Source organism: Pseudomonas sp. NPDC089918 (assembly GCF_050280605.1).
Classification (GTDB): domain Bacteria; phylum Pseudomonadota; class Gammaproteobacteria; order Pseudomonadales; family Pseudomonadaceae; genus Aquipseudomonas.
Genome location: NZ_JBNNVP010000015.1, coordinates 36,439 through 50,081, shown reverse-complemented (window position 1 = coordinate 50,081; position 13,643 = coordinate 36,439). Strand labels below are relative to the sequence as shown.

Annotated in this window: 12 protein-coding genes; 6 read left to right on the top strand and 6 right to left on the bottom strand. The window is 60.2% G+C overall.

Translation table 11 applies throughout. The features are described 5' to 3' along the window. Positions 1-68: 68 nt before the first annotated feature. Entirely contained in the window at positions 69-884 is an 816-nt protein-coding gene (locus ACQKPC_RS13130) for a substrate-binding periplasmic protein (RefSeq protein WP_427625056.1), read from the top strand. Between the two features lie 222 nt (positions 885-1,106). Further along, positions 1,107-2,966 (top strand): DEAD/DEAH box helicase, encoded by a 1,860-nt coding sequence (locus tag ACQKPC_RS13125; protein ID WP_063342280.1) that lies wholly within the window; start codon positions 1,107-1,109, stop codon positions 2,964-2,966. 251 nt (positions 2,967-3,217) lie between these two features. Here the strand turns inward: ACQKPC_RS13125 and ACQKPC_RS13120 are convergent, their stop codons facing one another. Next, entirely contained in the window at positions 3,218-3,811 is a 594-nt protein-coding gene (locus ACQKPC_RS13120) for a YceI family protein (protein ID WP_063342279.1), read from the bottom strand. 32 nt (positions 3,812-3,843) lie between these two features. Continuing rightward, the gene (locus tag ACQKPC_RS13115; RefSeq protein WP_427624992.1) at positions 3,844-4,395 is read right to left on the bottom strand and encodes a cytochrome b; all 552 of its coding nucleotides are present in this window, start codon (positions 4,393-4,395) and stop codon (positions 3,844-3,846) included. Positions 4,396-4,680: 285 nt separating this feature from the next. Here ACQKPC_RS13115 and ACQKPC_RS13110 point away from each other — a divergent pair, with 285 nt between their 5' ends. Next, on the top strand, positions 4,681-5,610 hold the full coding sequence (locus tag ACQKPC_RS13110) for a YncE family protein (protein WP_427624990.1): 930 nt from the start codon (positions 4,681-4,683) through the stop codon (positions 5,608-5,610). Between the two features lie 82 nt (positions 5,611-5,692). On the opposite strand, the gene ACQKPC_RS13105 is transcribed toward ACQKPC_RS13110, so the two are convergent. After that, entirely contained in the window at positions 5,693-7,468 is a 1,776-nt protein-coding gene (locus ACQKPC_RS13105) for an FAD-dependent oxidoreductase (protein ID WP_427624988.1), read from the bottom strand. A gap of 222 nt (positions 7,469-7,690) precedes the next feature. Here ACQKPC_RS13105 and ACQKPC_RS13100 point away from each other — a divergent pair, with 222 nt between their 5' ends. Both ACQKPC_RS13100 and ACQKPC_RS13095 read left to right on the top strand, forming a co-directional pair. Further along, positions 7,691-9,097 (top strand): adenosylmethionine--8-amino-7-oxononanoate transaminase, encoded by a 1,407-nt coding sequence (locus ACQKPC_RS13100; RefSeq protein ID WP_427624986.1) that lies wholly within the window; start codon positions 7,691-7,693, stop codon positions 9,095-9,097. 138 nt (positions 9,098-9,235) lie between these two features. Further along, on the top strand, positions 9,236-9,955 hold the full coding sequence (locus ACQKPC_RS13095; protein WP_427624985.1) for a 16S rRNA (uracil(1498)-N(3))-methyltransferase: 720 nt from the start codon (positions 9,236-9,238) through the stop codon (positions 9,953-9,955). 124 nt (positions 9,956-10,079) lie between these two features. Here the strand turns inward: ACQKPC_RS13095 and ACQKPC_RS13090 are convergent, their stop codons facing one another. From ACQKPC_RS13090 to ACQKPC_RS13080, 3 genes are read right to left on the bottom strand one after another with little or no spacing between them, the layout of a single operon-like run. Beyond that, complete coding sequence (locus tag ACQKPC_RS13090; RefSeq protein ID WP_427624984.1) at positions 10,080-10,982, bottom strand: transporter substrate-binding domain-containing protein; 903 nt, start codon at positions 10,980-10,982, stop codon at positions 10,080-10,082. Between the two features lie 28 nt (positions 10,983-11,010). Continuing rightward, positions 11,011-11,361 (bottom strand): RidA family protein, encoded by a 351-nt coding sequence (locus ACQKPC_RS13085; protein WP_427624982.1) that lies wholly within the window; start codon positions 11,359-11,361, stop codon positions 11,011-11,013. 18 nt (positions 11,362-11,379) lie between these two features. Beyond that, on the bottom strand, positions 11,380-12,621 hold the full coding sequence (locus ACQKPC_RS13080; protein ID WP_427624981.1) for a D-amino acid dehydrogenase: 1,242 nt from the start codon (positions 12,619-12,621) through the stop codon (positions 11,380-11,382). 108 nt (positions 12,622-12,729) lie between these two features. On the opposite strand from ACQKPC_RS13080, the gene ACQKPC_RS13075 reads away from it, so the two are divergent. Further along, positions 12,730-13,638 carry a LysR family transcriptional regulator gene (locus ACQKPC_RS13075; protein WP_427624980.1) on the top strand — a complete coding sequence of 303 codons (909 nt, stop codon included), beginning with the start codon at positions 12,730-12,732 and terminating at the stop codon, positions 13,636-13,638. Positions 13,639-13,643: the final 5 nt, after the last annotated feature.

Genomic DNA, 13,643 nt, shown 5'->3' with positions numbered 1-13,643 from the left:
TACCCTGAACCAGAGCATCTGGATCCGGTTTCTGGCTCTTTATGATTTCTCGTCGTAATCTCAACCCCATGCCTTTGATCGCTCAGTTACTGACCATGCTTCTGTTCACTTGCCTGAGCCTCACTGCTCGGGGCGAGAAGTTGCGTATTGTCACCGAACCCTGGGCACCTTACGTGTATGAGGAAAACGGCAAGTCTTTGGGGCTTGACTATGAAACCACCGCCATTGTCTTCAAACGCCTCGGAATCGACGTGGAATGGCAGTTCCTGCCATGGAAACGCTGCCTGTCGATGCTTGAGCAAGGCCAGGCAGATGGCGTGCTGGATATCTTCCACAGCGCTGAACGCGACGCGACCCTGCTCTACCCCAGCGAACCGCTCTCGCAAGTCGAATTCGTAATGTTCTATGCCAACGAGCGACCCTATCCGTTTCGCACCCTGGACGATCTTAAAGGCCTGACCATCGGCACCTCGCCGGGCTACCTGTACAGCAAGGACTTCAGCGAATCGACGCTGTTCACCCAAGAGCCGGCACCCACCCATGAAGCCAACTTCGGCAAACTGGTGCGCGGCCGCATCGACCTGCTGATCACTGATCGCCGGGTTGGCCAGCATTTGCTCGATCAACTGAACATCCGCGACAAAATCACCGAGAACCCGATCATCATCAGCCAGCAAAGCCAGTTTCTGGCGGTACGCCGCAATGCCGGGATGGATTTGTTGGTGCAGCGTTTCGGTGCCGAGCTCAAACGCTTCAAGCGCGAGCCGGCCTACGCCGAACTGAGCGCCCGCTATGGCGCCGGCCCGGCCCCCGAAGCACGGGCCGCCAGCGCCACCGCAACCGGCGGAAAAACCGTTGAGCAGCAGGAAAGCGGCGCGCAGTGATTGCTCTGTTATACTCCGGCCTTCCCGCCAGGCTCACGCCCGGACGCTCGGACTTGTTCAAGGCATCTCGATCCCGCTACAGCGCAGCTTTTCAGCCCGCGCGAGCGCTCCAGACGAGCCTTCGAGGCCCAGCAGGACCGGACGGGATTGCGTCCTCTTAAACGCGATTCGCGCCAGGCAAGACTCCCATTGGGCCAAGCCCTAACTAAAACAGGATTACTCATGTCCTTTGCTTCCCTCGGTCTCTCCGAGGCTTTAGTCCGCGCCATCGAGGCAGCGGGCTATACCGAGCCTACTCCGGTGCAACAGCGGGCCATTCCCGCCGTGTTGCAAGGTCGCGACCTGATGGTTGCGGCACAGACAGGTACTGGTAAAACCGGTGGTTTCGCCCTCCCGATTCTGGAGCGGTTGTTCCCCAACGGTCACCCGGACAAATCCCAGCGTCACGGCCCGCGCCAACCGCGCGTACTGGTCCTGACCCCAACCCGCGAACTCGCGGCCCAGGTGCACGAGAGCTTCAAGGTCTATGCCCGTGACCTGAAGTTCGTCAGCGCCTGCATCTTCGGCGGCGTCGGCATGAACCCACAGGTTCAGGCCATGTCCCGCGGTGTCGACGTGCTGGTGGCCTGCCCCGGTCGCCTGCTCGACCTCGCCGGCCAAGGCAGCGTCGATTTGTCCCACGTGGAAATCCTCGTGCTGGACGAAGCCGACCGCATGCTCGACATGGGCTTTGTCCATGACGTGAAAAAGGTCCTCGCCCGCCTGCCGAGCAAACGCCAGAACCTGCTGTTCTCGGCGACGTTCTCCAAAGACATCACCGACCTTGCCGGCAAGCTGCTGCACAACCCGGAACGCATCGAAGTCACGCCGCCGAACACCACGGTCGAGCGGATCGAACAGCGCGTATTCCGTCTGCCAGCCAACCACAAGCGTTCGCTGCTGGCGCACCTGATCACCGCTGGCGCCTGGGAACAGGTGCTGGTGTTCACCCGCACCAAGCACGGCGCCAACCGCCTGGCCGAGTACCTGGACAAACACGGCCTCACCGCCGTCGCCATCCACGGTAACAAGAGCCAGAACGCCCGCACCAAAGCCCTGGCCGACTTCAAGGCCGGTGAAGTGCGCATCCTGGTCGCCACCGACATCGCCGCTCGCGGCCTGGACATCGACCAGTTGCCCCACGTGGTCAACTTCGAACTGCCGAACGTCGACGAAGATTACGTGCACCGTATCGGCCGTACCGGCCGTGCCGGTCGTTCGGGCGAGGCGATCTCGCTGGTCGCTCCGGACGAAGAAAAGCTGCTCAAAAGCATCGAGCGCATGACCAAGCAGAAGATTGCCGACGGCAACCTGATGGGCTTCGACTCCAGCGCTGTGGAAGCCGAGAAACCTGAAGTTCGCGAGCGTCCGGATGTGCGTAATCCGCGCAACCCACGTGGCCCGCGCGGCGATGGTCCGAACGGCAGCGGTGGTGGTGGCGGTCGTAAAGACAAAGGCAAGGACAAGGGCGGCAAGGAAAAGCCTGCTGCCACTGGCCGTGGCGATCGCCCCGCCCGTGAACACAAGCCTCGCGAAGGCACCCCGGCCCGTGAGCAACAGCGTCCGGCACCTCGTGCCGCCGCTGACCGTGCTCCGGACGAGTTCCTGGACGACGATGTCGATAACTTCGGTAACCGCGTCGATTACGTGCCTCAAGCCAAACCTGCTCAGGGCCGTGGCCGCCGTCCGGGCGCTCCGGCACAAGGCGCAGGTGCTCCGCGCACCGGTCAGCCACAAGGTCGCCAAAATGGTCCGCGCAGCAGCAGCGGCGCAACCACCGGCACGCCGCCAGCCAAGCGCAGCGGCCCACGCAACGGCGCTCCACGTGATGGCCAGGCCCGTCGCGAAGAGTCCCGCAACCGCCGCCCGGCCCGTGACGAGCAGCCTCGTTCGGAACCGGCCGTGCAGAACCCGCGGGGCCCGGCACCGAAGATCATTCACAAGGAGTCGAAAAGCGATCGCTTCCCGACACCTGAGCAACTGGATCAACTGCCAGGCCGTCCACGCGGCGAAAAACCAGCCTTGCTGACCCGCAATCGCTGATTTATCGCTGATATGAAAAATGCCCCGGATCTCACGATCCGGGGCATTTTTTTATGCTGGCGAAGCCCCCTGTGGGAGCGGGCTTGCTCGCGAAGGCGGTGGTTCAGTTGACATTAATGCTGAATGCTCGATCGCATTCGCGAGCAAGCCCGCTCCCACATTGGATTTGCGGTGCCTGTACAGATTTTGCCCGCCAATAAAAAACGCCCCGGATCGCGAGATCAGGGGCGTTTTTGTTCAAGCAGCGAATTTCACTTCGCTTTCACACCTTCAAACGTAATGTACAGCTCGACTGCGTCGGACGCTGGGCCCAGGTCTTTCTGCTTGCCGAAATCGGAGCGCTTGATGCTGGTGGTGCCTTCGAAGCCGGCACGGTAGCCGCCCCATGGATCCTTGCCTTCACCCAGGAAGGTGGCTTTGACCACGATTGGCTTGGTCACACCCAGCAAGGTCAGGTTACCGGTTACGTCGGCAGTGTCTTTGCCAGCGGCGTTTTTGCCGGTGGATTTGACGCTGGTGGAAACGAACTTGGCGTCGGCGAATTTGCCCACGTTCAGGAAGTCACCGCTGGAGATGTGCTTGTCGCGTTCGGCGTGGTTAGTGAACACGCTGGCGGTGCGCACATTGAACTCGATCTTGCTGTCTTCAGGCTTGGCGGCGTCGAAGCTGAACTTGCCGTCGATGTCCTTGAAGGTACCGGTGATGTAGCTGTAACCCAGGTGGCTGATTTTGAAATCAACGAAGGCGTGCTGGCCTTCTTTGTCGACAACATAATCGGCCGCCATTACGTTAGCGGACAGCAGAGCAGAACCGATTGCCAGGGCGGCGAGCGTCTTTTTCAACATGCTTTCTATTCCTTTGGAGTCGAGGTTGAACATCAGGCTTTGCGACCCAGCATTCGTGTCAGGGTCGCATCACGATCGATAAAGTGGTGTTTCAATGCTGCCAACGCATGAAGGCCGGAAAAAATTACCAGCGCCCAGGCCAGGTACAAATGGATCACACCAGCGGTGTCTGCCTGGTCCGGTAGTCCGGAAACCAGTGCAGGCACTTCAAACAGGCCAAACACCGGGATCCCGACACCGTCTGCGGTGGAAATCAGGTAACCGGCAATCATCACAGCGAACAATCCGAGATAGAGGAAGGCATGGCCGAACACGGCACCAAGACGCGTCATGCGGCTATAACTTTGCAGGGCCGGCGGCGGCGGACTGATGAAGCGCCACAACACCCGCAGCAACATGACCGCGAACAACAGCAGGCCAATGCTCTTGTGCAGATCCGGCGCATCTTTGCGCCAAGAGCTGTAGTAGTCGAGACCCACCATCCACAACCCCAACGCGAACAGACCATAGACCGCGAGCGCCACACCCCAATGCACGGAGATGCTGATCCAACCGTAGCGGGAAGAAGAGTTACGTAGTTGCATTGCCCAAATCCTGTAAGAACTGCGCCCAAGACTATCGAGTTATCTATCGATTTAAAGCGGAAAATTTCGCTCTGAAATATCGAGAAATACGATCAAGACCTTGCGGCCGAGATGTTAAGAGAGTGTTAACCGAACGAAAAAACCTACAAATGCCGTCCCCATTCCCACTTAAAAAAAGCCTTTACCACTCGTCAGAACTGTCATATCTGACAGTAGCCAACATTGCAGGTCATTGATGAACCTGATCTCGGGCGTTTGTCCGAGCGTCTGAACAGGAGTTCTACCATGAGTCACCATTCGAGTTCATCCCCCGCGACTACGCGCAACCTATCCAATTCGATACCCGTAGGGGCAGGGCCACGAGGGATAGCCATCAACAACGATGGATCACGGGTTTTTGTTTGCAATTACATTTCAGGCAACGTGTCAGTGATCAACACCCGGAACAGAAAGGTAATCCACACCATCGCCGTCGAGCATTACCCCCAAAACATCGTCCTTGCCCATGGAGGGAAAAGAGCTTATGTGACCAACTACGGGTCAAGTTCGGTTTCGGTTATTGATACTGAAACCTATGCGGTGGGTAACGTCACGGTGGGAAAATATCCTCGGGGAATCGTCGTGAGCCGAGACGGCAAGCATGTTTACGTGACCGTTCGACAAAATAAAGAGTGGCTGGCCATTATCGACACCCGCACTTATGCGGTGAGCAGAGTGAGAGGATTGCCCTCTCCCTCTATAAGTGTGGATATCAGCCAGGACGATTCGCGTCTTTACATTTCCAGCACGAACTCTCCTGATGGCCCTTATCAGGACGCACTAACGATCATCAGCAGCAAGACTTTCAAAGTCCTCGATATCATCAGAACCGAAAGGTATCCGTCAGCAGTTACCGTCAGTCCCGACGACAAAGAAGTGTATATCGTGTGTCTGGACGCTCAAAAACTGACCGTACTGGACCCTAAGTTATCGACCACCAGGCATTTCGATTTTGTGACTTGCGAAGGGAAAATAGTGTTCGGCGAAAAAAACGCTTATGCCGTTGATCAAATCAAAAAAGAGGTCGTGGAAATTAATACCGCCACGTATGAAATTGTTCGCCGGGTGCCCATCCCTGGTGCTTCCGAACCGTATGACATGGTTCTTGATCAACATAACCATGCCTATGTCAGCGACTACCAAAGCGACGAAGTCCATAGTGTCGATCTAGCTTAGCGTCAAAGAAAAATCAGCAGCGACATACGCAAGACATAAAAAAAGCGCGGCATCACTGCCGCGCTTTTTTTGATTCCAGAACTTACTGCGTCTTGGTTTCAGTCGTCACTGGGGTCTTCGCAGCAGTATTGACCGCTGGCTTCTTCACCGGCTCAGTCTTTTTCACCGTCGCCTTGACCGGGGCTTTTTTGGACTCGGTTTTGGCCGCAGGCTTTTTCACTGGCGCTTTGGCCGGCGCTTTCCTGGCAGGCTCTGCTTTCACCGGTGCCGCAGGTTTCGGCGCCTCAACCGGTGCTGGCGCTGGAGTCGGCGCAGGTACTGGCGCGGGTGCCGGAGCAACCGGTGCCGCGGGTGCTGGCGCCTTGGCCGGTTCCGGTTTGTCGTCAGAACCACCGAACAGGTTGGTGAAGAAGTTGCCTTTCTTCGCCGCCACTGCACCTGCCGCTGCTGCGGTCGCCGCCGGAACAACTTTCGCCGGCTCAAACGATTTGCCTGCCGCCAGGTCTTCTACCTGACTGGCTGCACGCTGGCCGGTGCGCAATGCGCCTTCCAGAGTGCCTGGGTACAAGGCGTCGGTGTGTTCGCCGGCAAAGGCTACACGTTGCAGCGGACGCTCCCACAGGCGCCAGTACTTGCTGATCTGGCCCGGGCCGAAGGCCAGGTAAGCGCCACCCATCGACGGATCGGTGCTGTAGCGACGGATTTCATAACCGGTGAACGAACCGCGTGCCTGTGGATAAAACGCATGCAGGCGAATCAGTACCTGATCAACCATCTGCTTGTCGCCGAAGGCCTGCATCACGCGCGCATTGTCGCCGGACAGGTTGATCACCACATTGGCGCCGCCTTTCAGGGCCGGCTCGACCCACAACATGCCCAGGCCGGTGTTGCTGTAGATCTCGCCGGACATGCGCGCCTTGCTTTCCCACACTGGCGTCTTGAACTTCAGCATGATCTGGTCACGCCAGCCGTAGTTGGTGCCTTTGATGGCGCCCATGTGCTGGGCATCCAGCGCCGGGGTCATCTGGATCTTGTTCAGTGCCCGCAATGGCACGGCCAGCACAACGTAGTCCGCCTGATAGCCAACACTGCCGACCTTCACGGTCACGCCGTCCTTGTCTTGAGTAATGGCCGAAACCGGCGAGCTGGTCTTGATGGTTTTCAGTTGTTTGACGAAGGCCTGGGCCAGCACCGGGCTGCCACCGGGCAGACGCGAGGCGCGCAGGTCACGGTCGGCAACGCCACGGTAGACGCGGCTCTGTTGTGCGAAGTACAGCAGCGACAGGCGCGAAGGTTCGTCATAGCGGGTACGAATCTGCTGATTCACCAACTGACGCGCAGTGGCTGGCAGATTCAAGCGATCGAGCCAGTTGGACACGTTGATCTGGTCCAGTGCGAACAGTGTGCTGTTGGCGGCCGGGTTCTGCGGGTCTTCGATCGAACGCGCCAGATCATCCAGAGTCTTTTCGTAGCGTTTCAGCGCGTCGCTGGTGGCCGGCTGTTTAGTCGCCAGATCGGCGGCGGTGAAATATTCACCGTCGATCAGGTAGCTCGGAGTCCGCACGAATTCAGGGGCTGGCGTGGTGGTCAGCTTGAACGTCGAGACGTACTTGTTCAGCACCGGTTGGGTCTTGTCGTTGCCGATCCACTCACTGGTGGCCATGCCGGAGCGACCGCCCAACGTCGGTTTGGCTTCCAGCAGGGTGACCTGCCAGCCTTTGTTCTGCAGCTCGTACGCCGCGGTGAGGCCCGAAAGCCCGCCGCCGACCACGATCACCGTTTTATCCTTGGCCAGCGCCGAAACGCTGAACAGCCCCAACATCACCAGCGCACAGGCGCGCAGCCAACCAGCAGACATTCAGCGAACTCCGGAAATACACGAGGAAATAGCGGTTTTACGAGTCAGACGACTCAAAGAACCGCGAAGAATACGTCAGCCATCAAAACGCCGCCAGCAACGTCTATCGTCCTATACAAAGTAGCTCAATCGACACAATGGGTTGTCCCGATGACGCGCATTGCATAGGCTTGCGCGATTGTTTACCCGCCTACGTCACGGGTAGCCTCGAGGAGACAGAAAATGGGCCTGAATAAACAGTGGATGGAACGCGATCTCGCGGTGTTGTGGCATCCCTGCACCCAGATGAAAGACCACGAACAGCTGCCGCTGATCCCGATCAAGCGCGGTGAAGGCGTCTGGCTGGAAGACTTCGAAGGCAAACGCTACCTCGACGCGGTCAGCTCCTGGTGGGTCAACGTGTTCGGCCACGCCAACCCGCGGATCAACCAGCGCATCAAGGATCAGGTCGATCAACTGGAACACGTGATCCTCGCCGGTTTCAGCCATCAACCGGTGATCGAACTGTCCGAGCGCCTGGTAAAGATGACGCCCGAAGGCCTGACCCGGTGCTTCTACGCCGATAACGGTTCGTCGTGCATCGAAGTCGCGCTGAAAATGAGCTTTCACTACTGGCTCAACCGCGGCCAGCCGAACAAGAAGCGCTTCGTCACCCTGACCAATGGCTACCACGGCGAGACCATGGCGGCGATGGCGGTGGGCGACGTGCCGCTGTTCACCGAAACCTACAAAGCCCTGCTGATGGACACCATCAAGGTGCCGAGCCCCGACTGCTACCTGCGCCCCGAGGGCATGAGCTGGGAAGAACACTCGCGCAACATGTTCGCCGCCATGGAGCAGACCCTGGCCGAAAATCACGACACCGTGGCCGCCGTGATTCTGGAGCCGCTGATTCAGGGCGCAGGCGGCATGCGCATGTACCACCCGGTGTACCTGAAGTTGCTGCGCGACGCCTGTGATCGTTATGGCGTTCACCTGATCCACGATGAAATCGCCGTCGGCTTCGGTCGCACCGGAACGATGTTCGCCTGCGAACAGGCCGGCATCCGCCCGGATTTCCTCTGCCTGTCCAAGGCCCTGACCGGTGGTTACCTGCCGTTGGCGGCGGTGCTGACCACCGATGAGGTCTACAGCGCCTTCTACGACGACTACCCGACCCTGCGCGCCTTCCTGCACTCTCACAGCTACACCGGCAATCCCCTGGCGTGCGCGGCGGCATTGGCGACGCTGGATATCTTCGAAGAAGACAACGTCATCGAGAACAACAAGATTCTGGCTCAACGCATGGCCTCCTCCACCGCGCACCTGGCCGATCACCCGAACGTTGCCGAAGTGCGCCAGACCGGCATGGTCCTGGCCATCGAGATGGTCAAGGACAAGGCCACCAAGGAAGCTTATCCGTGGCAGGAACGTCGTGGTTTGAAAGTGTTCCAGCATGCGCTGGAGCGAGGTGCCTTGCTGCGGCCGCTGGGCAGCGTGGTGTATTTCCTGCCGCCGTACGTGATTACCCCGGAGCAGATCGATTTTCTGGCCGAGGTGGCCAGTGAAGGCATCGACATCGCCACCCGCGACAGCATCAGCGTGGCGGTGCCGAAGGACTTTCATCCGGGTTACCGTGATCCGGGCTAGTTTCTCTCGTTCCCACGCTCTGCGTGGGAATGCAGCCGGGGACGCTCTGCGTCCCAAAAGCGGACGCGGAGCGTCCGGTGAGGCATTCCCACGCAGAGCGTGGGAACGATCAGTTCAGACGAATTACAGAGACCATTGATGAGACTGTCCCGCTTCTTTATCGACGCCCCCTTGAGCACCGGCGAACACGAGCTTCCCGAGGCCCAGGCGCATTACATCAGCCGCGTGCTGCGCATGGCCGAGGGTGATGCGGTGCAATTGTTCGATGGCTCGGGCCATGAGTTTCGCGGCACGCTGGCGGAAGTCGGCAAGAAGCGCGTCGTGGTGCAAATCGATGAAAGCTTCGCCGGGCAGGTCGAGTCGTCGCTTGCGGTCCATCTCGGCCAGGGCTTGTCCCGTGGCGAGCGGATGGACTGGGCGATTCAGAAAGCCACCGAACTGGGCGTCAGCGAAATCACCCCGATCTTCACCGACCGCTGCGAAGTCCGCCTCAAGGACGAGCGCGCCGACAAACGCCTGATGCATTGGCGTCAGGTGGCGATCAGCGCTTGCGAGCAGTGCGGGCGTTCACGGGTGCCAGTGATTCATCCACCGCTGTTGTTGGCTGATTGGCTGAAGCAGACGGAAGCCGAATTGAAACTGGTGCTGCACCCGGTGGCCGAGCCGCTGGTGAGCCATGCGAAACCGGCAACACTGGCGTTTCTGATCGGCCCGGAAGGCGGGTTGTCCGACGCTGAAGTCGAGCAGGCCAAGGCTGGTGGCTTTCACGCCGCCCGCCTCGGCCCTCGCGTATTGCGTACCGAAACCGCGCCGGTGGTGGCGTTGGCGGTGGCTCAGCAGTTGTGGGGCGATTTTTAGGTTTGATCGTTCCCACGCTCCGCGTGGGAATGCAGCCCGGGACGCTCCGCGGCCCATCAAAAGCCGAGCGCGGAGCGTCCGTAGAGGCATTCCCACGCAGAGCGTGGGAACGATCTTTCAGGAACTACTGCACCGGATCACTCACCGGCTTCGCAATGATCGCTTTCAACTCGCTGGTCATCGGAAATTCAAGGTTCAAACCTTTAGGCGGAATTGGCTGCTGGAACCAGCGGTTGTAGATGCCATTGATTTCCCCTGAGCTATACAAATCGGCAAGCGTCGAGTTCACCAACTCGAGAAATTGCGGATCGCCCTTGCGCACCATGCAGCTGTAGATTTCCCGCGACTGCTCCTCGCCCACCACGACCCATTTATGCGGATCGCGGGCCTTGGCCCGTTCACCGTAAAGCAACGCATCGTCCATATAGAACGCCGCCGCCCGCCCCGACTGCAGCATCTGGAAGGCTTCGCCGTGGTCCTTGGCGCTGATCACGAACATGTCGATCTTGTGATCGACGTTGTAGCTCTTCAGAAAACGCTCATTGGTGGTGCCGGCGGTGGTCACGACGTTCTTGCCGCGCAGGTCGGCGAAGCTTTTGATGCCGCTGTCCTTCGCCGTGAGCAGTTGCCCTTTCACGTAGATGAACCCATAGGAAAACGCCACTTGCTGCATGCGCTCGGCGGTCACGCCAGTAGAGCCGCATTCAAGGTCGACCGTGCCGTTCTGCACCAGTGGAATACGCGTTTGCGAGGTCACCAGGTTGTACTTCACCTGCAGATCCGGAAGCTCGAGTTTTTGCTTGATGCGCTCGACAATCTTGCTCGCCAGGTCCACCGAATAGCCCATCGGCTGCCCCGTGTGATCACCCACGTAAGAGAACGGCACCGACGCATCGCGATAGCCCAGCGTGATGCTCTTGGCATTGGCGACCTTGTTCAGCGTGCCGGTCAGCGCCGCTTCATTGGCCTGGACCTGGCTGCCGAGCAGCAGGCCGAGGGTACAGCCGATCAACGTGATTTTTTGCATTGTTATTCTCCGTTGTGGGTAGATCGAATTAGCGGCGGGCGGCGATCACGGTGATTTCCACCAGGACCTCTGGACGGGCCAGTTGCGCCTGCAACGTGGTGCGGGTCGGTGCCTTGTCCGGCGACAGCCATTGTGACCAGACCTCGTTCATGGCGGCGAAATCGCGGCCAATGTCGTTCAGGTAAATGGTCGCGTTGAGCAAGTGATCCTTGTCGCTGCCAGCCTCGGCCAGCAACCCATCGATCTTCGCCAGTACCTCTGCGGTTTGGCCGGCAGCGTCGGTGCTGTCACCCGGCACCTGGCCCGATAGAAACACCAGTTCGCCAAAGGTCACGGCGCCAGAGAGTCGATTGTTGCTGTTGAAACGCTTGATGCTCATCGGTTCTTCCTTTTCCAGTCAGGCGACGCGGGGTGCGAGGCCCTGCATTTCGATCGAGGGTGCGCGCCGGGCAATCAACTCACTCAGCAGCCGAGCGCTACCGCAGGCCAAAGTAAAACCCAGGGCGCCATGGCCGAGGTTGAGCCAGAGGTTGCGGTACGCCGTGGCGCCAATCAACGGCACGCCGCTGGGGGTCGCCGGGCGCATGCCGGCCCATTCGATGGCGGCGTCATAATCGCCGGCATTGGGCAAGGTTTCCTGCGCCTGGCGTTTGATCAGCGCCAGACGCTTGGGATCGAGTGCCGGGTCGAAACCGACAATGTCGACCATCGCCGCCACCCGCAGTTGTGCGCCGATGCGGGCGTAAACGATCTTGCGGTTGTAATCGGTGATGCTCAGCTCCGGCGCGCGGTGTTCGGCGCGGATCGGCATGGTCAGGCTGTAGCCCTTGAGCGGATACAGCGGCAAGTTCGTGCCCGGCAACGCCAGCGCCGGGCTGCGATGACCGGCAGCGATCACCAATTGCTCAACCGGCAATACCTGCGCGCCCATTTCAACGGCCTGCACCACGCCGTCCCCGTGGCGAATGCCGGTGACCGTGCGCCCCGGCAAAAACTCGCAACGCCCCGACGCCTTGAGCCGGGCCACCAGTTGCAGGCAGAAAGCATGGCAATCGGCGACTTCTTCATCGGGCGTGTAGATCGCGCCCACAAACGGCGCATCGGCAAGCGCCGGCTCCAGCTGTGCGCACTCGACCCGGGACAACACCTGCTGCTGTCGTGGATCAGCCAGCCCTCGACGCGCATGCTCGAAACTCGCGGCTTCACGAAACGTCACCAATTTGCCGTTGCGCCGCCAGTCGAAACCGTCGAGGCGGTCTTCGTCGCGCCAGCCTTGCAGCGTGGCCTGGCTCAGCAGCGCCAGGCGCAGCAGATGCGCGCCGTTGCGCTGATTCACCGAACGCCGGCAGGCCGCCAGAAAGGCCGCCATCCAGCGCCATTGCGCCGGGTCTAGGCGCGGGCGCAGCTTCAACGGCGAGTCACCGCGCAACATCCAGCCCAGCGCCTGCAACGGTACGCCTGCATCGGCCAGTGGCGCGACATAGCGGTAGGACAGCTGGCCGCCGTTGGCGAAACTGGTCTCGCTGGCAAACGAATCCCGGGCCTCGATCAGCGTCACGTCGATGCCGTCGCGAACCAGTGCGTAAGCCGTTGTCAGCCCGATGACGCCGCCGCCGATGATGCAAACCCGCTGAGCCATGTCAGTCCTTAAGCGTTGTTGAAACGTGCCCTCAGCTTAGGACCAGGTGACAGCCGTTGAACAATGCATAAAGATGCCTGACCCATAAACAAAGGTTATGGACTTGCCATGCGACTGCGACACATCGAGATTTTCCAGGCCATTCGCCAGACCGGTTCGGTCAGTGGCGCCGCCCAGTTGCTGCACGTGTCGCAGCCGGCGGTGAGCAAAGTGCTGCAACACGCCGAACAGCAACTGGGCTTTGCGTTGTTCCTGCGGGTGCGCGGTAAATTGCAGCCGACGCCAGAAGCCCTGGAGCTTGAGCGCGAGGTCGATAAGGTCACCGAAAGCCTGCAAGGCGTGCGACGTCTGGCCCAGAGCCTGCGCCGCGAGCCGGGCCACAGTGTACGGATCGGCGCGATCCCGGCGCTGGCCTTGTCGCTGCTGCCGCCGGCGATCAACGAATGGACGCAACGCTACCCGCAAATCGCCTGCGAACTGTCCAGCGCCCACAGCCGCGAGCTGATGCAGAACCTGTTAATGCGCGAAGTGGATGTCGCCCTGACGCTGCAACTGCCCGATCATCCGGGCCTGAAGGCGCAGGCCCTGGCCTGTGGGATGCTGGTGGCGCTGGCGCCAAAGGGCTTTTGGGCCGACGACACTCACGGTAAACCGCTGCCGTTGATCGAACTGGCCGGTGCGCCGCTGATTGGCTTGTCCAGCGCCGACCCGCTGGCCGCTAGACTCGACAGCTACCTTGAGGCGGTCGATCCGCCACCCCGGGTACGCATCGCGGTGCAGACTTATTCGCTGGCGCGGGCGATGGTTGAATCCGGTGCCGGGCTAGCAGTGATCGACCCCTTCACCGCGCTCGGCGCGTCCCCCGCCACCACGGCGATTCGCCCCCTGGCGCCGGCGCTGCCGATCACCCTGTACGCGGTGACCCGCGCCGACGAACCACCGCCACACACCTTGAGCGACTTGTTGCAGGTGTTCAGCCGACGGGCGCAGGCGCAACTGGATCGCTTGATCCCGTAGCAGCC

What these genes read in the sequence shown, in the direction of transcription:
- ACQKPC_RS13130 (WP_427625056.1), top strand. Translation starts at nt 69, where the DNA reads ATGCCTTTGATCGCTCAGTTACTGACCATGCTTCTGTTCACTTGCCTG.
- ACQKPC_RS13100 (WP_427624986.1), top strand. Translation starts at nt 7,691, where the DNA reads ATGGGCCTGAATAAACAGTGGATGGAACGCGATCTCGCGGTGTTGTGG.
- ACQKPC_RS13125 (WP_063342280.1), top strand. Translation starts at nt 1,107, where the DNA reads ATGTCCTTTGCTTCCCTCGGTCTCTCCGAGGCTTTAGTCCGCGCCATC.
- ACQKPC_RS13110 (WP_427624990.1), top strand. Translation starts at nt 4,681, where the DNA reads ATGAGTCACCATTCGAGTTCATCCCCCGCGACTACGCGCAACCTATCC.
- ACQKPC_RS13120 (WP_063342279.1), bottom strand. Translation starts at nt 3,811, where the DNA reads ATGTTGAAAAAGACGCTCGCCGCCCTGGCAATCGGTTCTGCTCTGCTG.
- ACQKPC_RS13080 (WP_427624981.1), bottom strand. Translation starts at nt 12,621, where the DNA reads ATGGCTCAGCGGGTTTGCATCATCGGCGGCGGCGTCATCGGGCTGACA.
- ACQKPC_RS13085 (WP_427624982.1), bottom strand. Translation starts at nt 11,361, where the DNA reads ATGAGCATCAAGCGTTTCAACAGCAACAATCGACTCTCTGGCGCCGTG.
- ACQKPC_RS13105 (WP_427624988.1), bottom strand. Translation starts at nt 7,468, where the DNA reads ATGTCTGCTGGTTGGCTGCGCGCCTGTGCGCTGGTGATGTTGGGGCTG.
- ACQKPC_RS13115 (WP_427624992.1), bottom strand. Translation starts at nt 4,395, where the DNA reads ATGCAACTACGTAACTCTTCTTCCCGCTACGGTTGGATCAGCATCTCC.
- ACQKPC_RS13075 (WP_427624980.1), top strand. Translation starts at nt 12,730, where the DNA reads ATGCGACTGCGACACATCGAGATTTTCCAGGCCATTCGCCAGACCGGT.
- ACQKPC_RS13095 (WP_427624985.1), top strand. Translation starts at nt 9,236, where the DNA reads ATGAGACTGTCCCGCTTCTTTATCGACGCCCCCTTGAGCACCGGCGAA.
- ACQKPC_RS13090 (WP_427624984.1), bottom strand. Translation starts at nt 10,982, where the DNA reads ATGCAAAAAATCACGTTGATCGGCTGTACCCTCGGCCTGCTGCTCGGC.